This is a genomic window from Nocardiopsis sp. iso_238, from assembly GCF_056173325.1.
On the sequence record NZ_CM149668.1, the window covers coordinates 4,401,327 to 4,422,296 of the forward strand.

A 20,970-nucleotide genomic window follows, 5' to 3' on the forward strand; every position below is an offset into this window, starting at 1 on the left:
CCTGTTCGCTGGAGGGGGAACCGCACCCGGGGGTGGTTTTGTTCCCCCACCCCGGGGGGAGGTGGACCAGCCGGAGGGATCAGGCCCGGGTGTTTCCCGTCACGTCCCCGCGAACGGCGGCCCCCAGGAGCCTCAGCGCACCCGTGACCGTGTCAAGGCGGATACCCGAACGATCCCCGGTGAAACTGAACCGGACGACCCGGGTGTGTGAGTCCGGTCCCGCGACCGCCGCGTAGACGGTGCCGACGGGCTGTCCGTCCTGCGGTTCGGGCCCGGCCACGCCCGTGACCGCGACCCCGAAGTCGGCTCCGGTGAGTCGGCGCGCCCCGCGCGCCATGTGGGCGGCGACGTCGGGGTGGACGGCGCCGTGCTCGGCCAGCAGCGCCTCGGGGACGCCCAGGACGGAGGACTTGGTGTCCGTGGCGTAGGTGACGGCCCCGCCCCGGTAGGTGGCGGAGGCACCGGGGACGGCGGTCAGGTGCGCGCCGATGAGCCCGCCGGTGAGGGACTCGGCGGTGGCGGCGGTGGCCCCGGCCTCCAGGAGGGCGCGGTGGGCGGCCTGCGCGGCCTCCAGCGCCTCTCCCCCGATCCGGGTGTCCCCCGCCTGGCCCACGGCCCTACTGCTTCCCGCCGTCGGCGCCCTTGGCACGGACGAGGCGGACGGCGTCGGCCACGTAGGTCAGGCCGGTCCAGAGGGTGACGGCCAGGGCGGCCGCCATGACCCCGTGCGCGATCCAGGTGAACACGCCGGTGAAGGGCAGCAGCCCCAGCGGGAACAGGTAGATGCTGATCGCCACGATCTGGAGGACGGTCTTGAGCTTGCCTCCGCTGCTGGCGGGCATGACGCCGTAGCGCAGCACCGCGAAGCGCAGGGCGGTGATCCCCCACTCGCGGAGCAGGATCGCGATGGTGACCCACCACCACAGGTCGCCCTGGACGGAGAGCACGATCAGCGCGGCTCCGGTCAGCGCCTTGTCCGCGATGGGATCGGCGATCTTGCCGAAGTCGGTGACCAGGTTCCGGCGGCGGGCCAGCTCACCGTCCACCCGGTCCGTGATGGCGGCGATCACGAAGACGGAGAACGCGGCGAGCTGCCAGCCGAGCCCGTCCAGGAACATGAACCAGACGAAGACCGGCACCATGACCAGGCGGCTCATCGTGAGGATGTTCGCGATGTTCCACAGTGGAGCTTGGGGGGCGGACGAGGCCGCGGGGTCGTTGGTGCTCATCTGTCGGCGGCTTCCCCGTCCTGCTCAGCGACGAGGTCGGCCCCCATCGACTGGATGACGGTGGCGCGCACGAGGTCACCGACGGCCAGGCCCTCGCCGTACAGGATGGTGCTGCCGTCGACCTCGGGCGCCTGGTGCTCGGCGCGGCCCTCGTAGGCACCGTCCTCCAGGACGGTCTCCACCAGGACGGTCACCTCGGTGCCGATCCGCTCCTCGGCCCGCTGGACCATGAGCTCCTCGGCCAGGCGGTTGAGGGTGTCCACGCGCTCCTGGACGACCTCCTCGGACACCTTGCCCTCGTGGGTCAGGGCCTCGGTGCCGTCCTCGTCGGAGTAGCCGAACACGCCGATGGCGTCCAGGCGGGCCTCGCTGAGGAAGGCCACCAGCTCCTGGAACTCCTCCTCCGTCTCGCCGGGGAAGCCGACGATGAAGTTGGAGCGCGCACCGGCCTCCGGGGCGCCCTTGCGGGCGGTCTCCAGCAGCTCCAGGAAACGCTCGCGGTCACCGAAACGGCGCATGCGGCGCAGCAGCGGGCCGCTGGCGTGCTGGAAGGAGAGGTCGAAGTAGGGCACCACGCCGGGGGTGTCGGTGAGCACGTCCACCAGCCCGGGGCGGACCTCGGCGGGCTGGAGGTAGCTCACCCGGACCCGCTCCAGGCCCTCGACGGCGGCCAGGCGCGGCAGCAGCTTCTCGAGCGCGCGCACGTCGCCCAGGTCCTTGCCGTAGGACGTGGAGTTCTCACTGACGAGGAAGACCTCGCGCACGCCCTCGCTGGCCAGCCACTCGGCCTCGCGGACGATCTCGTCGGGCTGCCGGGAGATGTAGGCGCCCCGGAAGGCGGGGATGGCGCAGAAGGTGCACCGTCTGTCACAGCCGGAGGCGATCTTGAGGTTGGCGACGGGGCCGCCGGTCAGGCGGCGGCGCGGGGTGGCCGCACGGTAGGGCAGCTCGGTGCCCTCGGCGCCCTCGGAGTCGGTGAAGGCGGCGTGCCCGGGCACGTGGACCTGGGAGGCGTCGCGCTCGGCCGGGCTGATCGGCAGCAGGGTCCGGCGGTCGCGCGGGTCGTGCGGGGCCAGCTTGCGGCCGGCGACGACGTCGTCGAGACGGTCGGTGATGGTGGCGTAGTCGTCGAACCCGATGACGTTGGCCTCGGGGAGGGCGTCGGCCAGCTCGGAGCCGTAGCGCTCGGCCATGCAGCCGGCGGCGATGACCTTTCCGCCGCCCTCGGCCGCCTCCAGCAGGGTCTCGATGGAGTCCTGTTTGGCGGCGTCGATGAACCCGCAGGTGTTGACGACGGTCACGTCGGCCTTGGTGTCGTCGTCGACGAGGTCCCAGCCGCCAGCGGCAAGGCGTCCGGCGAGCTCTTCGGAGTCGACCTCGTTACGCGCACACCCCAGGGTGACGAGTGAGACAGTACGGCGCGATGACATGGCTTCCAAGCGTGTGGGAGAGCTACGGGTGCAGCGGGCGCGGCGCGGCCGAAGGCCGGGGTACCGGTCGGGTCGTGCTGTCGCACGAAGGCGTCGATGGTCGCCGCCCGCAGCCCCCCACACTACCGTGGATGACCTACCCGCCCGTACCCCGGCCTCGTCGCACGTGGTGCCGTGCCGCGCCGTGGGAGCCCGTCAGTCCTCCAGACCCTCGGCCCCGATGGTGACCTCCCGGACCTCTCCGATCTCGCCGCTGGGGCCGTGGTCCTCGCCGTCAACGGCCACGTCGATCGAGCCCGCGTTGCCGACCCACAGTTTCAGCGGCGTCCTGGTGGTGTAGTCCTGGGTCTCGCCCTCCAGGAGGAACCCGGTGTAGATCGCCTCGCCGTCGGCCTCACTGACCTCGATCCAACTGCGGTCGCTGGCGGTGATGGAGACGGTGAACTCGACCGGCTCCGCCTCGGCGGCGTCCTCCTCCACGGCCTCGGCGCGCTCGACGGGCACCGCCGCGTCCTCCGGGAGCATCACCGAGTCGGAACCCTGCTCGCCGCCCGCCCGCGCCGACTCGAAGGCGGTCCGGACGGGGTTGCCCTCGTCCCAGCCCTGCCAGGTGCGTACGCCCACGAACACGGCGGCGATCAGGATGAGTCCGACCACGGCCCAGGGCCAGTGCCGCCGGAACGCCTCCGCGCGGCGGGTGCTGGTGCCGCTGACCCCGCTGCGGGGCGCGGCGGCTCGGGCCGCGCCCGGCCGGGCGCCCGGCGGCGGGCTCTCCGGTCTGCTGTGCCGACCGGGCCGACGCGGTCCCGGCACGGCGGCCTCTCTGTTGGCCCCGGCGTTGGCCCCGGCCGACTGGGCCCCCCGGGGTCTGTTGCGCTGCGGCGGCCGGGCCAGCCGCTGGTTGCGTTCGAAGTGGCCCCAGTTCTCGGCCCGCTGCTCCGGGTCGGCTCCCTCGTCCCCGAAGCTGCGGGGTACGCCCTGGGGCGTCTCGTGTTCGTCGGTGGTCCTGGTGTGGGCCCGTCCGCCCTGGGCCGCGGCGACCCTGGCCGCCTTCGGCTTCGCGGACGGGTGCCGGGGTGGGGGGATGAAGGTGGCCTTCTCAGGCGAGGCGTGGTCCCTGTCGAACTCCTCCAGCAACGGTGCGGGGTCCAACCCGAAGAGCTTGCAGATCCTCCGGATGTGCCCGCGGGCGTAGAAGTCCCCTCCGCAGGGGACGAAGTCCTCGTTCTCGATCCCTCTCAGGACCTGCATACGGATGCGTGTACGTGTGCTCAGGTTCTCCAAGGAGCAACCCGCCGCGATCCGTGCGGCGGACAGGGTCTGGCCGATCGTCGCCATGCGCACTCCCCCCGCGACTGTCTGTGCCTACGTCTACCCACTCTGCTACTAGGACACGGACAACGCAGGTCACCACGCCCCATGAAGGGCTCAAGATCGCGCCAAATCGGGCGTCACGGACGTGGTGTCGGTCTCATCCGCCCCGAATGTCGGTGAGTACGGCGGCGAGTTCGTCGGGCTGCACGAGGACGTCGCGTGCCTTGGAGCCCTCGCTGGGGCCGACGACGTCGCGGCTCTCCATGAGGTCCATCAGGCGGCCCGCCTTGGCGAACCCGACCCTGAGCTTGCGCTGGAGCATCGACGTGGACCCGAACTGGGTGGTGACGACCAGCTCGACCGCCTGGAGCAGCAGGTCCATGTCGTCGCCGATGTCCTCGTCGATCTCCTTCTTCTTGGTGTCGACAACCGCGACGTCCTCGCGGTAGCTGGGCTCGGACTGCTTCTTGCAGTGGTCGACGATCCCCCGGATCTCCTTCTCCCCCACCCAGGCGTTCTGGAGGCGGATGGGCTTGCCCGCGCCCATCGGGAGGAAGAGCGAGTCACCCTTGCCGACCAGCTTCTCCGCGCCGGGCTGGTCGAGGATGACGCGGCTGTCGGCGAGGCTGGAGGTCGCGAAGGCCAGCCGGGAGGGAACGTTGGCCTTGATCAGGCCGGTGACCACGTCGACGCTGGGGCGCTGGGTGGCCAGGACCAGGTGGATGCCCGCGGCACGGGCCAGCTGGGTGATGCGCACGACCGCGTCCTCGACGTCGCGGGGGGCGACCATCATGAGGTCGGCCAGCTCGTCGACGATCACCAGGAGGTAGGGGTAGGGCTCGTAGACGCGTTCGCTGCCCAGCGGGGCCGTGAGCTCCCCGGTGCGCACGGCGGCGTTGAAGTCGTCGACGTGCCGGTACCCGGAGGCGGCGAGGTCGTCGTAGCGCCGGTCCATCTCCCCCACCACCCACTGGAGGGCCTCGGCGGCCTTCTTCGGGTTGGTGATGATGGGCGTGATCAGGTGGGGGATGCCCTCGTACATGGTCAGCTCGACCCGCTTGGGGTCGACCAGGATCATGCGGACCTCGTCGGGGGTGGCACGCATCATCAACGAGGTGATGAGCCCGTTGATGCAGGTGGACTTACCGGCGCCGGTGGCACCGGCGACCAGCACGTGCGGCATCTTGGCGAGGTTGGCCACGACGTTGCTGCCCTCGACGTCCTTGCCCAGGCCCACCAGCATGGGGTGGTCGTCCGAGGTGGCCGCCGGGGAGCGCAGGACGTCGCCCAGACTCACTATGTCCTTGTCCGTGTTGGGGATCTCCACCCCGATCGCGGACTTGCCGGGGATGGGCGACTGGATGCGCACGTCGGCGCTCTTGACCGCGAGCGAGATGTTCTTGGAGAGCGCGGTGACCTTCTCGACCTTCACCGCGGGGCCGAGCTCGATCTCGTACCGGGTGACCGTCGGTCCCCGGGTGAACCCGGTGACCTCGGCGTCGATCTTGAACTGCTCCATGACCCCGCTCAGGGCCGCGACGACGTCGTCGTTGGCCTGTGTGCGGGGCTTGACCGGCGTGCCCGGCTTGAGCATGGTCGGCGCGGGCAGCTCGTAGTCGCCCTCGACCACACGGGAGGGGATGGAGAGCTGCTCGGTGGTGACCGGAGCCGGCGTGGGGTCGGGGACCGGGGCCTTGGCCTTCTTGCGGGCGGGCTTCTTCGCCGCCGCGGCCTCCGCCTCCTCCTCGTCGGTGAGGGCGGGGGCGATCGACCCCGACTCGGGTTCGCTGGGCAGGACCGGGCTGTCGTAGGGACGCTCGTGGTCCCCCGCGACGGTCTCGGCCTCGGAGGTCCGCGCCTTCGGCCTGCGCTTGCGCGGCTTGGCGGGCTTCTCCGGGTCCGCGCCGAGGAGGCCGATCCCGGAGTCGGGTCCGGTGTCGCGCTCCATGAGGGCGCCGAACAGGGTCTGGAGGCGGTCCGGGATGCGGCGGATGGGGGTGGCGGTCACCACGAGGATGCCGAAGATCAGGATCAGGGCCAGCAGCAGGCCGGTGAGCCAGGGGGTGACCACGGCGCTGAGCGGGCCGGAGGCGACGAAGCCGACGACACCGCCCGCCTCCTGGAGCCCCTCTATGCCGTCCGCGGGCTGCGGGATGCCGTGGGCGATGTGGATGAGCCCGAGCAGGCCGAGCATGATCGAGGTGACCCCGATGAACAGCCGTCCTGCGTCACCCTCCTTGCTGGTGCTCGGGGTGCGCATCAGCTTGACCGCGATGGGCAGGAAGAGCAGCGGCAGGATCGGGGAGAAGGTGCCGACGCCGCCGACCACCACGAAGCGGGTGGCCTCCAGGAGGGGGCCCTCGCTCTGCCACCACACCGCTGCGGCGACCAGGATGCCCAGGGCCAGCAGGATCAACCCGGCGCCGTCGCGCCGCAGGTCGGGGTCGAGGCCGCGGGCACTGCGGCCGACCGCCCGGGCCGCCCCGCCCACGGTGTGCGCGACGAGCTTCCACATCACCAGGAGGAACTGGCCGAAGAGAGTGACCACGTAGGCGATGGGCCCGTCGGGCATGCGCTTCTTCGCCGCGGGTTTGCGCGCGGCGGGCTTCTTGCGCCCAGCACCACCTGAGGAGGCACGCGTGGCCATCGGGGGTCACCTCCACCGGGGACGGGGTCGATTCCGAGGTGCGGGCACAGCGACCCGGCACGGCGGGAAGCCTACTAAGCCGTCCAGCCCGAATCATCCAGGGGGCACGGCGTGTCCCGGCTTTCCACACTTCCGCTCCGCCCCAGCCCCAATCGTGTCCCGCCTGGGGCCTTGGCTACCAGGGGGGTGCTTGCGTTCGGGCGCCGCCAGGGTTCTGCAAGACGAGTCAAGCCGCCACCGAGGAACGAGCCAGGCGTAGACGAGGATGAAGAATCCCTGGCCTTCCGGGCGCCCGAACACGGGCCGAAGCGAAGCGGAGGCCCAAGAAAATATGGCCCGGGAACGCGTACGTTCCCGGGCCGTGTCCCTGCTTCCCCTACGGTCAGACCTCGACCAGGACGGGGATGATCATGGGACGTCGGCGGTAGGTCTCGTTGACCCAGCGTCCCGTGCTGCGGCGGATGAGCTGACGCAGCTGGTGCGGGTCGTTGACGCCGTCGGCGGCCGCCTTGTCCAGGGCGTCCTGGATCTTGTCGATGACGTCGTCGTAGGCCTCGGCGCCCATGCCCGCGCCCCGGGTGTGGATCTCGGGGTCACCGAGGATCTTCCCGGAGTTGGAGTCCACCGCGACGACGACGGAGATGAAGCCCTCCTCGCCCAGGATGCGGCGGTCCTTCAGTGCGGCGTCGGTGACGTCCCCGACCGAGGAGCCGTCCACGTAGACGTACCCGGCCTGCACCGCGCCGACGATCTTGGCGCGGTTCTTGTGGACGTCCACGACCACGCCGTCCTCGGCGATGACGATGCGGTCGCTCGGCACGCCCGTGAGCTTGGCCAGGTCGGCGTGGGCGCGCATGTGCCGCCACTCGCCGTGCACCGGCATGAAGTTGCGCGGACGCACCATGTTGAGCACGTACAGCAGCTCACCCGCGGAGGCGTGGCCGGACACGTGCACGAGCGCGTTGCCCTTGTGCACGACCTTGGCGCCCCAGCGGGTCAGGCCGTTGATGACCCGGTTGACCGAGTTCTCGTTGCCCGGGATGAGCGACGAGGCGAGCAGGATGGTGTCGCCCTCCTCGATGCGGATCTGGTGGTCCCGGTTGGCCATGCGGCTCAGCGCCGCCATGGGCTCGCCCTGGGAGCCGGTGCAGATCAGCACGACCTCGTCGGCGGGCATCTTGTCGAGCTGCTTGACGTCGACGATGGTGTCGCCGGGGATGCTCAGGTAGCCCAGGTCGCGCGCGATGTTCATGTTGCGGACCATGGAGCGGCCCACGAACGCGATCTTGCGGCCGTGCGCGGTCGCGGAGTCGATGACCTGCTGGACGCGGTGCACGTGCGAGGCGAAGCAGGCCACGACGATGCGCTTCTTCGCCTGCCGGAACACCTTGTCGATGGCCTCGGTCAGGTTGCGCTCGTTGACCACGAACCCGGGCTGCTCGGCGTTGGTGGAGTCCGACAGCAGGATGTCCACGCCCTCGTCACCGAAGCGGGCGAACCCGGCCAGGTCGGTGAGGCGGCTGTCCAGCGGCAGCTGGTCCATCTTGAAGTCGCCCGTGTGCAGTACCGTGCCGCCGGGCGTGCGGATGCCCACGGCGAGTGCGTCCGGGATGGAGTGGTTGACCGCGAAGAACTCCAGGTTGAAGGGGCCGAAGTCGTGGCGCTCCCCCTCCTCCACCAGGACGGTCTCCGGCTTGATCCGGTGCTCTCCGAGCTTGGCGCTGATCAGCGCCAGGGTGAGCTTGGAACCGACGATCGGGATGTCGGCCCGCTCGCGCAACAGGAACGGCACGCCGCCGATGTGGTCCTCGTGCCCGTGGGTGAGCACGATCGCCTCGATGTCGTCGAGACGGTCCCGGATGTAGTCGAAGTCCGGCAGGATCAGGTCGACGCCGGGCTGCTCCTCCTCCGGGAAGAGCACGCCGCAGTCGACGATGAGCAGACGGCCGCCGTACTCGAAGACCGTCATGTTGCGGCCGATCTCACCGAGTCCGCCGAGCGGGACGATGCGAAGGACGCCCTTGCCCTGGGGCGGGGGCGGGCCGAGTTCGGGGTGCGGGTGACTCATACGGAACCCTCCGTCAGACGTTCGACGCGCACGGCGCTGGCGGGCACGGCCTGGTGCGGGGCGAGCCCGATCGGGCCCTTGACCCCGGCGGCGGCCAGGTCCTCGCGCAGGAGGGCCTGGAGCTCCGAGGACGCGTCCGCGAGCGGAGTGCGGACCGGCCCGGAGGGCAGCCCGAACAGGTTCAGGATCGCCTTGGTGGTGATGACGCCCTGGGTGCGGAACATGCCGGTGTAGACCGGAGTGAGGCGGCGGTGGATGGCCAGCGCCTGGCCGACCTCGCCCGCCTCGAAGGCGTCGATCATGTCCTTGAGGTCGCTGCCGACGATGTGGCCGACGACGCTCACGAAACCGGCCGCGCCGACCGACAGCAGCGGCAGGTTCAGGATGTCCGTGCCGCAGTAGTAGGCCAGGTCGGTGCGCTCCATGACCCAGGAGCTGGCGCCGACGTTGTCCTTGGCGTCCTTGTTGGCGACGATGCGCGGGTGCTCGGCCAGCCGGACCAGGGTCTCGGAGGCGATCGGCGTCCCGGTGCGGTGCGGGATGTCGTAGAGCATGACCGGCAGGTCGGTGGTGTCGGCGATCTCGGTGAAGTGCCGGATCAGCCCCTCCTGCGGGGGCTTGTTGTAGTAGGGCGTGACGGCCAGCAGGCCGTGCGCGCCCGCCTTCTCGGCGGCCCTGGCCAGCTTGACGCTGTGACGGGTGTCGTTGGTGCCGACCCCCGCGATGATCTGGGCGCGGTCACCGACGGCCTCGACCACCGAGCGCAGCAGACGGTCCTTCTCGTCGTCGCTGGTCGTGGGCGACTCGCCGGTCGTGCCGCTGATGACCAGTCCGTCGTTGTGCTGCTCGTCCACCAGGTAGGTGGCGAGCCGGGCGGCGCCGTCGTAGTCGAGTTCCCCGTCCTCGAGCATCGGGGTGACCATCGCGGTCAGCATCTTGCCGAACGGGCGGTTCTTGGGTTCCACCATCGTGTGTGAAAGGCTCTCGGGCCCCAGCCGGAAGGCGTCGGGGCCCTGGGTTGCCCTTCCTCCTCTCCATGTGCGTGAAACGGGTGTGTGTCCCGAGCCGGGTGCTTTCCTCCGTGCAACGGGTGAAGACGGCGTTGAACGTCCGTCGCCGCGACCGGTGAACGCGGGCCACCGGAAGCGGGAAAGTCTGTTGTGTCCTCGCACCTGTGAGTGCGCGGGAGCGGGTCCGGTTCGGTCCCCGTCCTCGTGGGTTGAGGTGAGGGACCGTCACGGGTGTGACCGACCAGGTCACCTGGAGCCTACGCGCTCGACCGGTGCCCGGAAGTGTGAACCTACCCGCACCGGGCCCTCGTCACTCGGACGGGGCCCGGTGTCACCGTGGTCGGAGAACGGCGCGCGGGTGTCGTTCGGGCGTGTCTCAGTCGTCCTTGGCGTCGGGCAGGAACATGCTGACGACCCAGCTCACGATGGTGACGACGATGGCGCCCCAGAAGGCGGGCCAGAATCCGTCCACGTGGAACGGGACGTTGAACAGCCCGGCGATCCACTCGGTGAGCATGAACAGCAGCGCGTTCACCACGAGCCCGATCAGCCCGAGGGTGAGGGCGTAGAACAGGCAGCCGACCGTCTTGACGATCGGTTTGATGACCGCGTTGACCACACCGAAGATCGCGCCGACCACGAGGTAGACGACGATCTGACCGGCGGTGTCCTGCGCCGTGACGTCGATCCCGTCGACGAGGAGGACAGCGGCCCAAAGGGCCAGCGCGTTCGCGATAACTCTGATAATGAGGCTCACAACGTAGATGTTCCCATGCCGGTGCAAGGTCCGGAAACTCCGGCGTGGGTGATCTTCGCGTCCGGCGTGTCGCACACCCGCGCCCGCCGGGTTCCGGAACCAACCGAGAGGCCCCCTCGTGTCCAGTGCGCAGTTCGTCCGTCCCGCCCGTGCCGCCGACGTGGACAGGGTGGTGGACCTCCAGGTCGCGTCGTGGCGGTCGGTGTACGGGGAGCTGTTGCCCGAGGAGGTGGCGGCGGAGCTCTCGGGCGACCAGGCCCGTGAGAGCTTCCGTGAGCAGTGGACGGCGGCGTTGGAGTCGCCGCCCACCTCGAAGCACCGGCTGGTGGTGGCCACCGACGAGGACGGCGGGGTGCGCACGGTCGTCGGGTTCGCGGCGTTCGGCCCGGGTGGGGACCCGGACCTGTGGCCCGCCAAGGACGCGGAGGTGTTCGCGCTGCACGTGGACCCGGAGCGGGTGCGGGAGGGGCACGGCAGCCGTCTGGTGAACGCGTGCGTGGACCACCTGGTGGAGGGCGGGTTCGGCACGGTGCACGTGTGGGTCCCGGAGGAGGAGAACGCGCTGCGGTCGTTCTTCGAGGCCTCGGGGTGGCGCGCGGACGGTGCCCGGCGGGAGATCGACATGGGTCGCCTGCTTCCGATGGTGCGGTTGCACGCGGCCGTGTCCGAGTAGTTCGGCGGCGCGTCGGCCAGGCACTACCGTTGGGTAGTTGTCCGGCGCGCCCCCAGGGCGCGCCACCGTCTCGAATCTGGAGGACCGGCGCGTGGCCACGGTCAGTGAATGGGTCTCGGGGCTGCGCCCCCGCACGCTTCCGAACTCGATCGTCCCGGTGGCGGTCGGTACCGCGCTGGCCTTCTCCCTGGACGGGTTCGTGTGGTGGAAGGCGCTGCTGGCCCTGGTGGTGTCCATGGCGCTCCAGGTGGGCGTGAACTTCGCCAACGACTACAGCGACGGGGTCAAGGGCACCGACACCGAGGAGCGCACCGGGCCCACGCGGCTGACCGCGAGCGGGCTGGCGGCTCCGAAGCAGGTGCTGGCCGCCGCACTGGGGAGTTTCGCGTTCGCCGGTGTCATCGGGCTGGTCCTGGTGGCGACCAGCTCGTGGTGGCTCCTGCTGATCGGCGCGGCCGCCATCGCCGCCGCCTGGTACTACACCGGCGGGAACACCCCGTACGGGTACCGGGGCCTGGGCGAGGTCTCGGTGTTCGTGTTCTTCGGCGTGGTGGCCGTGGTGGGCACGGTGTTCGTGCAGATGGGGTCGCTGCCCTGGCAGGCCTGGGTGGCGTCGGTGCCGGTGGGGCTCCTCTCCTGCTCCGTGCTGGTGATCAACAACCTGCGCGACATCCCCACGGACCGGGAGACCGGCAAGATCACCCTGGCCGTCCGTCTGGGCGAGACCGGCACCCGCCGCCTCTACGCGGGCATGGTCGTGGCGTCCTTCCTGGTCGCCCTCGTGCTGACCACGGTGTCCTGGTGGGTGCCGGTCGTCCTGCTGTGCGCGCCTCTGGCGGCGCCCCCGCTGCGCCGGGTGCTCGGCGGGCAGGTCGGCCGCGACCTGGTGCTGGGCCTGGGTGAGACCGGGAAACTCCAGATGGCCTTCGGCGTGCTGTTCTCGGTGGCGCTCGCCCTGGGCTAGGCGGGTTAGGGTCGTCGGGTGGATCAGAGCGACGACGACTTCTTCGCGAACCTGCCCGCGACCCGGGGTGCGGCGGGCGGACTCATCCGTTCGGCTGCTGGCGACGTGCTCCTGGTACGGCGCGTGTACGACCCCGAGCGGCCCTGGGGCATCCCCGGCGGGATCATGGAGGCCGAGGAGTCCCCCGTGGCCGCCTGCCGCCGGGAGATCGCCGAGGAGCTGGGTGTGACCGCGCGTGTGCTGGCCCCGCTCGTCGTCGACTGGGTACCGCCCCGACCGCCCCGCACGGCCGCCAACCAGTGGCTGTTCCGCGTGGAGGTCCCGCACACCGACTTCCGTCTGCAGGCGGACGAACTGTCCGGCTGGGAATGGGTCCCGCCCTCGCGGCTGACCGACTACCTCCCCGCTGGGACGGCCCGACGTTTGGAGGCGGCCGTGTCGGTGGACGACCAGGGTGGCGGCCTGGTCTACCTGGAGGACGGACACGCCGTCCTGCCTGGGCAGACCTGAGCGCGGACGCCGCTCCGGTTACGATGCCTGCCCCGCCTATGTACCCCCTTGGAGAACCGTGCCGAGCGACCACCCCACCGATCCCCTCGAGCTCGCCCCCGACCCGGTGGCCTGGGCCGAACGCAACGCCCGCCAGGCGAACGCGTTCGACACGATCGGAGAACGCTACGACGAGGCCTTTCCCAACAAGGAAGGCCAGGAGGACTGCGTTCGCAGGCTGCTGAGCCTGCTGCCACCGAACGCACAGGTGCTCGACCTCGGCTCGGGAACCGGCCTGCCGACCGCCCGTCAGCTGGTCAGTTCGGGCGCCCAGGTGACCGGCTTCGAGATCTCCGAGCAGATGATCGCGCTCGCCCGCGAGAACGTCCCGGAGGCGAGGTTCCGTCAGGCCGACATCGTCGACCTCGACCCGGTGGAGTGCTCGTACGACGCCATCGTGGCCTTCTTCTCCCTGCTGTGCCTGCCGAAGGACCGCATCCCCCAGGCCCTGGGCCGCGTACGCGCCTCGCTGGTCCCCGGCGGCCTGGTGTGCCTGTCGATGGTCGAGGCGGACCTGGACGACCAGCCCATCTCCTTCCTGGGGAACGAGATCCGGGTGTCCGGATACCCCCGCGACGAGCTGAGAGAGGTCGTGGAGCGGGCCGGGCTCATCATCGAGGACGAGCGCGTGGTCTCCTACAACCCCGAGGGCGCCCACCCCGAGGTGCAGATCTTCCTCACCTGCCGCCGAGGCGCCTAGCCGGAAATATCCGTTTCTCGGGAAGTTGGAAAAATGGACCCTTGCCACCGGTAAGTTCCCAGGTGAAAAAGTGTGCTCCCCGCGCACGCGGGGATGGTCCCGCCCTCCGGGGCCACGGCATTACGGCTCACGTGTGCTCCCCGCGCACGCGGGGATGGTCCCAAGAACGCTGTGTTTAAGGGCCTTTTCGTCGCGTGCTCCCCGCGCACGCGGGGATGGTCCCAAGGCCACCGGCGCGGCCACTGAACGTCAAGAGTGCCCCCCGCGTTGCGGGGATGGGACATGACTGAGGGGGACCGCCTTGTGGCGGTCCCCCTCGTTGTCTCAGATGGCTAGTCCAGGCCGAGGAGCGGCTCCAGGCCCAGGGTGAGGGGCTCGGGAAGATCAGCGGTCCTGCGGACGCCGAGAAGGACACCGGGCATGAACGAGGTGCGGTTCATGGAGTCGTGGCGGATCTTCAGGGTCTCGCCGTCGGTGCCGAACACCACTTCCTGGTGGGCGATCAGGCCCTGGATGCGCAGCGCGTGCACGCGGACGCCCTCGACGTCGGCGCCACGGGCACCGGGGATCTCCGAGGTGGTGGCGTCGGGCATCGGCTGGGTCCCGGCCTCGCGGCGGGCCTCGGCCACCAGCTCGGCGGTCCGGTAGGCCGTACCGCTGGGGGCGTCGGCCTTGTTCGGGTGGTGCAGCTCGATGATCTCCGTGGAGTCGAAGTAGGGCGCGGCCTTCTTCGCGAAGTGCATCATCAGGACGGCGGCGATGCCGAAGTTGGGCGCGATGAGCACCTTCGCCCCGGGCTTGGCCTCCTGGAGGGCGCGCACCTTCGCCAGACGGGCCTCGTCGAAACCGCTCGTCCCGACGACGGCGTGGATCCCGTGGTCGATCAACCACGCGAGGTTGTCCATCACCACGTCGGGGTGCGTGAAGTCGACGACGTAGTCGGCCCCCAGCACCGCATCACGGTCGGCGGCGCTGTCCACGCCCGCGACGAGTTCCATGTCGTCGGCGGCCTGAACCGCCTTGACGACCTCTGACCCCATGCGCCCATCGGCGCCGAAAACTCCTACCTTGAACACGGCACGAGCGTAGCGGAGTTCGGCGTGGTGGGGCGGGTCGGGGCGCGTCACACGTGTCACTCTGACCCCATGGAACCGAACTCGGAGCACTCGCAGAAGCGGCTGGGATCGCTGTTGAACGGGCTCCGGGCGGCGGTCCTGGGCGCCAACGACGGCATCGTCTCCACTGCGGGTCTCGTGGTGGGCGTGGCGGGCGCCACGCCCGAGCGGGACACCCTGCTGGTCGCGGGTGTGGCCGGGACCCTGGCGGGCGCGCTGTCCATGGCGGCGGGCGAGTACGTCTCGGTGAGCACGCAACGGGACACCGAGAGGGCGGCGATCGCCAGGGAGCGGCGGGAGCTCTCCGACGACCCGGCGGGTGAGCTGGAGGAGCTGGCCGGGATGTACCGGGAGCGCGGCCTCAGCGAGAAGCTGTCCCGCGAGGTCGCCAGGGAGCTCACCGAACACGACGCCCTCAGCGCCCACGTGGAGGTGGAGCTGGGTCTGAACCGCTACCGGGCCAATCCGTGGCAGGCCGCCTTCGCGAGCATGTTCTCCTTCCTGCTGGGCGCGATGATCCCGCTGTCGGCCATGCTGCTGAGCCCCGACTCCTGGCGTCTGGCGGTGACGGTGGTCGCGGTGCTGGTGGCCACGGGCCTGCTGGGGGCGGTCAGCGCGCGGATGGGCGGCGCCCTGCCGGTGCGGGCGGCGGTGCGGTGCGTGCTCGGCGGGTCGTTCGCGATGCTGGTGACGTACACGGTCGGCACGCTGATCGGCGTGGCGGCGGCCTGACGTTCAGCGCACGGTGGCCAGGGTGAGCGCGAAGTCCCCCTCGGCGTCGGTCCACCAGTGGGTGAGGTCGAACCCCGCGGCGTCGAGTTCGGCGGAGAGTCCTTCACGGCGGAACTTGGCGGAGATCTCCGTGCGCATCTCCTCGCCCTCGGAGAAGTCCACCTCCAGGTCGAGGTCCGCGACGCGCACGTGCTGGTCGGAGCGGGCCCGCAGGCGCATCTCGATCCACTCGCACCGGGCGTTCCACACCGCCAGGTGCTCGAAGGCGGTGGGGTCGAAGTCACCGCCCAGCTGCTGGTTGATCACCGAGAGCACGTTGCGGTTGAAGGCGGCGGTCACCCCCTGGGAGTCGTCGTAGGCGGCCACCAGGCGGTCCGGGTCCTTGACCAGGTCGGCGCCGAGCAGCAGGGAGTCCCCCGGGTGCAGCACGTCGTGGATGTCGCGCAGGAAGGAGGCGCGCGGTCCGGGTTCCTGGTTGCCGATGGTCGATCCCAGGACCGCGAGGAGCTGACGGCCGCTCTCGCTGACCGGCAGCAGGCCCAGGTGGTGCTCGAAGTCCCCGACGACGGCGTGTACGTCCAGGCCGGGGTAGTCGTCCGCGACCGGACGCGCCGAGGCGGCGAGGAACTCCCCGCTGACGTCCACGGGCACGAACCGGGTCAGGTCGCCCTGGCGGCGCATGGCGTCCAGGAGCAGCCGGGTCTTGACCCCGGAACCGGATCCGAGCTCGATCAGGGCGACCGCCCCGGCCGCCTCCGCGATGTCGTCGGCGTGCGTCTCCAGGATGGAGCGCTCGGCCCGGGTCGGGTAGTACTCCGGAAGCCGCGTGATGTCCTCGAAGAGCCCGCTGCCGCGTTCGTCGTAGAACCACTTGGGCGGCAGTTGTTTGGGCCGCGCGGTGAGGCCCTCCGCGACGTCGGTGCGCAGCGCCTTGTCGAGCTCGTCAGCGGTCAGGTTGCGGTCAATCCGGAACATGGTGCCTCCTGTGTCCCTTACGGATGTACCCGGGGCGGGTGAAACCAGCGGGGCGCGCCCCGGGATCAGCCGAGCGGGTGGATGTCGGTGCGCTCGCGGGTGGCCACGACCACGGAGTTCTCCGGGACCTGCCGCCAGCCGCGCCCGTCGTCGAAGGGCTCGGAGGCCAGCCAGGCGCCCTCTCGGCGCAGGGTGTAGAGGGTGTCCCCCGCCGTGGTCCCGACGATCACCTCGCCGTCGCTGGCCAGCAGGTTGTACCGCCCCTCGGAGAGTTCCCTCGCTCGGTGGACCACCGAGACCAGCGCCTCGGCGAGGTCCCGGGAAGCCCGCCAGGCCCGGACGGCGTGCGCGAACAGCGGAGCGGAGTCCACCGGCGCGCGGGCGTCCAGGGCGTCTGCCGGGAAGGGCGCCGACAGGCCGGCCAGGAGCGCCTGGTCGTCCCGGGCGGCCCCGTTGTGGCTGAACAGCAGGCGGTCGGCGCGGAAGGGCTGCGCCCCGGACTCCTCCGACCCGAAGCCGACGGTGGCGTCGCGGACCGCGGCGACCACGCAGCCGGAGCTGATGGACCGGGCCGCGTCCGCGAAGGAGGAGTCACCCCAGATCGGCATGGCCCGCCGGTAGCGGAGCGGTCGGGTTTCGGCCCCCTCCGGGTACCAGCCGACACCGAAGCCGTCGGCGTTGACCGTCCCGTACCGCTGCTGTCGCGGGGCCCAGGACTGGACGTGCAGCGAGTGGGGCGCCGCGTACAGCAGTTCGTGCACCGTACGCGGCGGCCCCAGGTAGGCGAGGTGTCGGCACATCAGGCGCGGCCCGCGTCGCGCGCGCAGCGGAACCCGCTGAAGATCTGCCGCCGGATCGGGTGGTCCCAGTTGCGGAAGGTGGAACGGACCGCAGTGGGGTGGGTGGCCCAGGATCCTCCGCGCAGGACCTTGTACCCGCTGTCGAAGAAGACCTCCGAGTACTCGCGGTAGGGGAACGCGGTGAACCCGGGGTAGCCGTGGAAGGTGGTGGAGGTCCACTCCCACACGTCACCGATCAGGTGCCGCACCCCCAGGGGCGATACCCCCTCCGGGTGGCTGCCGACGGGGTGCGGGCCGAGCGCCCGCTGGCCGAGGTTGGCGTGGCCGCCGGTGGGCTCCTCGTCGCCCCAGGGGAAGCGCCGCGAGCGTCCGCTGGCGGGGTCGAAGCGGGCGGCCTTCTCCCACTCGGCCTCGGTGGGCAGGCGTTTCCCCGCCCAGCGGGCGTACGCCTGGGCCTCGTGGAAGGACACGTGCTGGACGGGCTGGTCCGGCGGGACCTCCTCGACCCGTCCGAAGCGGCGCCGGGCCCAGCCGTCGCCGTCCTGCGTCCAGAAGGCCGGGGCCACGGCGTCGCGCCGCTGCCGCCACTCCCATCCCTCCTCGGACCACCAGCGGGGGTCCTGGTAGCCGCCGTCCGCGACGAACCGCAGGTAGGCGCCGTTGGTGACCGGGTCGGTGTCGATCCAGTAGGCGTCCAGGTCCACGGTGTGGGCGGAGCGCTCGTTGTCGTAGGACCAGGGGTCGTCGTCGGTGCCCATGGTGAAGGGCCCGGCCGGGACCAGGACCTCCTCGGCCGGGGGCGGGCTCGGCCGCGGTGTCCCGCTCTCCTCCTCCAGCAGTACGGGGGCGCCCCGGCGGAGCTGGTGGGTGGCGAGCATGGTCTCGTCGTGCATGTGCTCGTGCTGGATCACCATGTGGAACACGAACCCCGCCTCCAGCAGGGACCGCTCCCCCGGGCTCCGGGGAGCGGGGACCGTCTCCAGTTCGACGGAGTCGAGGGCGTCCAGGACCTCCCGGCGTACCCGGTCGTTGTACTGGCGGGCCTCCTCCGGCCGCAGCAGGGGCAGGGCGACCCGGTCGGCCCGGGGGTTCTCGAAGGCGTCGTACAGGCCGTCGATGTCGGGGCGCAGCGCCTCGCGTCCCCCGGCGGCTCTCAGCAGCCACTGCTCCTCGTAGTTGCCGATGTGCGCCAGGTCCCACACCAGCGGGGACATCAGCGGGGAGTGCTGGGCGAGCAGGTCCGCCTCGTCCAGGGCGTCCAGGGTCAGCCCGTTGCTGCGGCGTCTGCTCCGGTCCAGTTCGGCGGCGATGCGCTCCTTGGCGCGGTCCTGTTCCCGACTCATGACGTGTCTCCCCCTCGCGCGGCGCGGACGCCGCCGTGGCTTTCCCGGGTCCCGGCCTCGGTACGCGGTTCGGGCACCAGTGCCCCGAGCGCGCCGTCGGCCGGGCACCGGCCGCGCCGGACGTACCGGTCCGCGTAGGCGTCCACCAGGTGGGCGAGCCCGGCCGCGCCCATCCTCGGCAGCGCCTCCACGGCGGCGTCGAAGCAGATCCGCGCGCAGGCGTCGATCTCGGGGTCGGCCGGTCCCAGGCTGGCCGAGCGCCGCCACAGCGCGGGGTCGGGGAAGCGGCCCCGGCACAGGCGCTCGGTGGCCTCCTCCGCGACGGCGCGGGCGCGGGGTTCGTCGAACAGCGCGGCGGCGAGCGCAACCGGCACCGGCCACCAGTCGAGCGGCAGGGCGTCGATCATCCGCAGTTCCCACCAACCGCGCGGGCGCACGGGCGGGAAGAGCGTGGACAGGTGGAACTCCAGGTCGGCCAGGGTGACGGGGCGGGCTCCGCGCCCGTCGATCCAGTCGGCCAGGGTGATGCCGGGGTCCGCCGTCCACTCCCCTCCCCCGCCGGGGACCTCCGGTACGGCCAGGAGGTTGGCGCCGAGGGCGTACTCGGCCCACGCGGTGGCGGGGTCGGGGTGGGTGTGGGACTCCAGGGCCGGGCGGGTGCGGGTGCCGTCGGTGGCCGCCCAGATGGCCCAGCGGGTGGACTTCCAGCCGGTGGGCCGTCCGCGCCACACGGCGGAGTTGGCGAAGGCCGCCACCAGGACGGGTCCGAGCCGGTGCGCGAGTTCCCAGCGGGCTCCGGCGTCGGCGGCGTCGGCCCCGGTGTCCAGGCACACCTGGAGCGACGCGGTGCTGCACATCATGGTGTGCCCGCTGGGCTGGCGGCGGTTGGCGAAAAACCGCGCCATGGCCGTGTAGCGGGGCAGGCGGAGCTGGCGGACGGGGGGCCGTACCGGGTCGAGTGCGGTCTCGGCCAGGTGCAGTCCGTCGTCCGCGAGGGTCTTGCGGATGTGGTCGAGGTCCCGGGCGAGGGCCTCGTGGGCGCGCGCCGGGCCGGGAAGGGCCGCCGAGCTGAGCTCGATCTGGCCGCCGGGTTCGAAGGTGATCCGGCTTCCCGCGGGCGGGGGGCCACAGGCCTCCAGCAGCTCCGCGAGGCGGTCGATGGTGACGGGTGCGGTGGGGTGCTCGGGGTCGGTGACGAGCCATTCGGTCTCGGCCCCGACCTTTCCGGGCGGTCCGGTCTTGAAACAGACACCGTTGATGTAGTCGTGGACGTCTTCGGTGGTCATGTGCGCCATGAGCAGCTCCTCTGGGTCGCGCCCCACAGGTCCTGCCCCGACACTCACGGTCACGAACGTGTGCGATCACCCCAAATCGTGGCGACCGGCGCGGGCCCGTTCCGCGGGTGCGTCACCGCGTGGATGACACACCCGCTGGCATCGGGGTTCGCGACGGAGCCTCCCCAACGCCGTCATCAAACGTGATGACGATCACAGCCCACGGGCCCGACTCAGACCTCCAGGAACCCCTTCACCCGACCTTCAACGATCTGGCGTTCCTCCTGGTCAAGGGCGATGTCGAACACCTCGCGCAACACTGTTCCCACCTCTCCCAAGGACAACTCCCGTGTCTCACCGGTGCCGTCCACCCGCTCGACGGACAGGGTCGTGTCGTTGAGCGCGTACCGGGTCCCGCCGACCGTCCGCGCGACCATCAGACGGTTGCGGAAGGGCGACCGCGGGTGGGTCGTGAGGTAGTGGCTGAACACCGCGTAGTCCTGCGGGAGCACCCCCGCGGCGGCGAAGGAGTACAGGTTCCGCCAGCGCCGACCGTCGAATCCGCGCAGCAGCCACTCCTCGTCACCGATCTCCGACACCCGGTCCAGCCGCAGGTTCCAACCGCCCTGCGAGACCTGCTGCCCGTCCGCGAACCGGAGGGGTTCCACGAGGCCCCCGCCGCCGAAGCCGACGTCGGCCAACCAGGGCTCACCGTCCACCCGGACCCGCAGGAGGGCGTGCGTGGAGGGCCGGGGGCGGCCGTCGCCGCCCATCAGAACCCGGGCGGCGAAGGCGGTCACGCTGAACCCCAGACGGTCCAGGGCGGCGGCCAGGAGCAGGTTCTGCTCGTAGCAGTAGCCACCCCGCCGGTGGTGGACCATCTTGTCCGTCAGCGCGGGGACGTCCAGCGGGACGGGGCGCCCCAGGAGCAGCTGGAGGTTCTCGAAGGGGATGGCCGCCAGGTGGGCCCGGTGCACGGCGGTGAGGGTGTCCAGGGTCGGCGGCAGGTCCCCGGACAGGCCCAGGCGCGCCAGGTAGGCGTCCAGGTCGAGGTCGGCGCCGTGCCAGAGGTCGCGGTCGGTGAGGGCCGGTTCGGGCGCTGGCGCCGGACCCGGTTCCGCCAGGGGGACGGGCCGTGCGGGGTGTTCGTTGGTCGACATGTCCGTGCCAACGACACCCGTGCCGGGACTGTTCCGGCACGTGGCCAGCGCCGTTCTCCCCGCCCCGGAGGTGCCGTGGGGCAGGGGAGAACTGGTACGGATCTCAGGGGCGTCCGCGATCGAGGGGCCGTGGTCCGAACGGCACCCGCGCGCCACGAGCGGCCCTTCTCCTCACGGCGTCTGCGCACCACGCGCGCCCCGGACGGCCCGTGCGGGGGCGTACATGGCCC

19 protein-coding genes are annotated in these 20,970 nt (G+C 71.2%); 5 read left to right on the top strand and 14 right to left on the bottom strand.

The features are described from left to right. Positions 1 to 79 precede the first annotated feature (79 nt). The 8 genes from AC0VYL_RS19895 to AC0VYL_RS19930 form a co-directional block, all read right to left on the bottom strand. Positions 80 to 613 (bottom strand): CinA family protein, encoded by a 534-nt coding sequence (locus AC0VYL_RS19895; RefSeq protein WP_475481105.1) that lies wholly within the window; start codon positions 611 to 613, stop codon positions 80 to 82. A 4-nt stretch (positions 614 to 617) separates the two neighbouring features. Continuing rightward, positions 618 to 1,229 (bottom strand): CDP-diacylglycerol--glycerol-3-phosphate 3-phosphatidyltransferase, encoded by a 612-nt coding sequence (gene pgsA, locus AC0VYL_RS19900; RefSeq protein ID WP_475454934.1) that lies wholly within the window; start codon positions 1,227 to 1,229, stop codon positions 618 to 620. Further along, positions 1,226 to 2,659, bottom strand: a complete 1,434-nt coding sequence (gene rimO, locus AC0VYL_RS19905) for a 30S ribosomal protein S12 methylthiotransferase RimO (RefSeq protein ID WP_475454936.1) — start codon at positions 2,657 to 2,659, stop codon at positions 1,226 to 1,228. Before rimO ends, pgsA begins: the two co-directional genes overlap by 4 nt. A gap of 195 nt (positions 2,660 to 2,854) precedes the next feature. After that, positions 2,855 to 3,997, bottom strand: a complete 1,143-nt coding sequence (locus tag AC0VYL_RS19910) for a helix-turn-helix domain-containing protein (RefSeq protein WP_475481106.1) — start codon at positions 3,995 to 3,997, stop codon at positions 2,855 to 2,857. A 133-nt stretch (positions 3,998 to 4,130) separates the two neighbouring features. Next, positions 4,131 to 6,620, bottom strand: coding sequence for a DNA translocase FtsK (locus tag AC0VYL_RS19915; protein WP_475454940.1), 2,490 nt, complete (start codon positions 6,618 to 6,620; stop codon positions 4,131 to 4,133). 382 nt (positions 6,621 to 7,002) lie between these two features. Further along, positions 7,003 to 8,688 (bottom strand): ribonuclease J, encoded by a 1,686-nt coding sequence (locus AC0VYL_RS19920; RefSeq protein WP_475454942.1) that lies wholly within the window; start codon positions 8,686 to 8,688, stop codon positions 7,003 to 7,005. Continuing rightward, complete coding sequence (dapA, locus tag AC0VYL_RS19925; RefSeq protein ID WP_475454944.1) at positions 8,685 to 9,656, bottom strand: 4-hydroxy-tetrahydrodipicolinate synthase; 972 nt, start codon at positions 9,654 to 9,656, stop codon at positions 8,685 to 8,687. Before dapA ends, AC0VYL_RS19920 begins: the two co-directional genes overlap by 4 nt. A 418-nt stretch (positions 9,657 to 10,074) precedes the next feature. Continuing rightward, positions 10,075 to 10,455, bottom strand: coding sequence for a phage holin family protein (locus tag AC0VYL_RS19930; protein ID WP_475454946.1), 381 nt, complete (start codon positions 10,453 to 10,455; stop codon positions 10,075 to 10,077). Between the two features lie 118 nt (positions 10,456 to 10,573). Here AC0VYL_RS19930 and AC0VYL_RS19935 point away from each other — a divergent pair, with 118 nt between their 5' ends. The 4 genes from AC0VYL_RS19935 to AC0VYL_RS19950 all read left to right on the top strand — a co-directional run bounded on the left by AC0VYL_RS19935 (position 10,574) and on the right by AC0VYL_RS19950 (position 13,341). Beyond that, complete coding sequence (locus tag AC0VYL_RS19935) at positions 10,574 to 11,128, top strand: N-acetyltransferase family protein (protein ID WP_475454948.1); 555 nt, start codon at positions 10,574 to 10,576, stop codon at positions 11,126 to 11,128. Positions 11,129 to 11,219: 91 nt separating this feature from the next. Then, complete coding sequence (locus AC0VYL_RS19940) at positions 11,220 to 12,092, top strand: 1,4-dihydroxy-2-naphthoate polyprenyltransferase (RefSeq protein WP_475481107.1); 873 nt, start codon at positions 11,220 to 11,222, stop codon at positions 12,090 to 12,092. Between the two features lie 18 nt (positions 12,093 to 12,110). Continuing rightward, a complete protein-coding gene (locus tag AC0VYL_RS19945; protein ID WP_475454952.1) occupies positions 12,111 to 12,602 on the top strand; it encodes an NUDIX domain-containing protein in 492 nt (163 codons plus the stop codon). Between the two features lie 58 nt (positions 12,603 to 12,660). Beyond that, the gene (locus AC0VYL_RS19950) at positions 12,661 to 13,341 is read left to right on the top strand and encodes a class I SAM-dependent DNA methyltransferase (protein WP_475454954.1); all 681 of its coding nucleotides are present in this window, start codon (positions 12,661 to 12,663) and stop codon (positions 13,339 to 13,341) included. 332 nt (positions 13,342 to 13,673) lie between these two features. On the opposite strand, the gene dapB is transcribed toward AC0VYL_RS19950, so the two are convergent. Further along, the gene (gene dapB / locus AC0VYL_RS19955; protein WP_475483546.1) at positions 13,674 to 14,417 is read right to left on the bottom strand and encodes a 4-hydroxy-tetrahydrodipicolinate reductase; all 744 of its coding nucleotides are present in this window, start codon (positions 14,415 to 14,417) and stop codon (positions 13,674 to 13,676) included. 69 nt (positions 14,418 to 14,486) lie between these two features. Between dapB and AC0VYL_RS19960 the strand changes: the two genes are divergently transcribed. Next, the gene (locus AC0VYL_RS19960; protein ID WP_475454958.1) at positions 14,487 to 15,188 is read left to right on the top strand and encodes a VIT1/CCC1 transporter family protein; all 702 of its coding nucleotides are present in this window, start codon (positions 14,487 to 14,489) and stop codon (positions 15,186 to 15,188) included. A gap of 3 nt (positions 15,189 to 15,191) precedes the next feature. On the opposite strand, the gene egtD is transcribed toward AC0VYL_RS19960, so the two are convergent. From egtD to AC0VYL_RS19985, 5 genes are all read right to left on the bottom strand, one after another. Continuing rightward, on the bottom strand, positions 15,192 to 16,163 hold the full coding sequence (gene egtD / locus AC0VYL_RS19965; protein WP_475454960.1) for an L-histidine N(alpha)-methyltransferase: 972 nt from the start codon (positions 16,161 to 16,163) through the stop codon (positions 15,192 to 15,194). A gap of 65 nt (positions 16,164 to 16,228) precedes the next feature. Further along, a complete protein-coding gene (gene egtC / locus AC0VYL_RS19970; RefSeq protein ID WP_475454962.1) occupies positions 16,229 to 16,963 on the bottom strand; it encodes an ergothioneine biosynthesis protein EgtC in 735 nt (244 codons plus the stop codon). Continuing rightward, positions 16,963 to 18,306: an ergothioneine biosynthesis protein EgtB gene (gene egtB, locus AC0VYL_RS19975; RefSeq protein WP_475481108.1), complete on the bottom strand. Its 1,344-nt coding sequence runs from the start codon at positions 18,304 to 18,306 to the stop codon at positions 16,963 to 16,965. Before egtB ends, egtC begins: the two co-directional genes overlap by 1 nt. Beyond that, positions 18,303 to 19,601: an ergothioneine biosynthesis glutamate--cysteine ligase EgtA gene (gene egtA / locus AC0VYL_RS19980; protein WP_475481109.1), complete on the bottom strand. Its 1,299-nt coding sequence runs from the start codon at positions 19,599 to 19,601 to the stop codon at positions 18,303 to 18,305. Before egtA ends, egtB begins: the two co-directional genes overlap by 4 nt. A 212-nt stretch (positions 19,602 to 19,813) precedes the next feature. Next, positions 19,814 to 20,740, bottom strand: coding sequence for an arylamine N-acetyltransferase family protein (locus AC0VYL_RS19985; RefSeq protein WP_475481110.1), 927 nt, complete (start codon positions 20,738 to 20,740; stop codon positions 19,814 to 19,816). Positions 20,741 to 20,970: the final 230 nt, after the last annotated feature.

Coding starts and splice junctions, on each gene's coding strand:
- pgsA (WP_475454934.1), bottom strand. CDS start 1,229: ATGAGCACCAACGACCCCGCGGCCTCGTCCGCCCCCCAAGCTCCACTG.
- rimO (WP_475454936.1), bottom strand. CDS start 2,659: ATGTCATCGCGCCGTACTGTCTCACTCGTCACCCTGGGGTGTGCGCGT.
- AC0VYL_RS19910 (WP_475481106.1), bottom strand. CDS start 3,997: ATGGCGACGATCGGCCAGACCCTGTCCGCCGCACGGATCGCGGCGGGT.
- AC0VYL_RS19915 (WP_475454940.1), bottom strand. CDS start 6,620: ATGGCCACGCGTGCCTCCTCAGGTGGTGCTGGGCGCAAGAAGCCCGCC.
- AC0VYL_RS19920 (WP_475454942.1), bottom strand. CDS start 8,688: ATGAGTCACCCGCACCCCGAACTCGGCCCGCCCCCGCCCCAGGGCAAG.
- dapA (WP_475454944.1), bottom strand. CDS start 9,656: ATGGTGGAACCCAAGAACCGCCCGTTCGGCAAGATGCTGACCGCGATG.
- AC0VYL_RS19960 (WP_475454958.1), top strand. CDS start 14,487: ATGGAACCGAACTCGGAGCACTCGCAGAAGCGGCTGGGATCGCTGTTG.
- egtD (WP_475454960.1), bottom strand. CDS start 16,163: ATGTTCCGGATTGACCGCAACCTGACCGCTGACGAGCTCGACAAGGCG.
- egtC (WP_475454962.1), bottom strand. CDS start 16,963: ATGTGCCGACACCTCGCCTACCTGGGGCCGCCGCGTACGGTGCACGAA.
- egtB (WP_475481108.1), bottom strand. CDS start 18,306: ATGAGTCGGGAACAGGACCGCGCCAAGGAGCGCATCGCCGCCGAACTG.
- egtA (WP_475481109.1), bottom strand. CDS start 19,601: ATGGCGCACATGACCACCGAAGACGTCCACGACTACATCAACGGTGTC.
- AC0VYL_RS19985 (WP_475481110.1), bottom strand. CDS start 20,740: ATGTCGACCAACGAACACCCCGCACGGCCCGTCCCCCTGGCGGAACCG.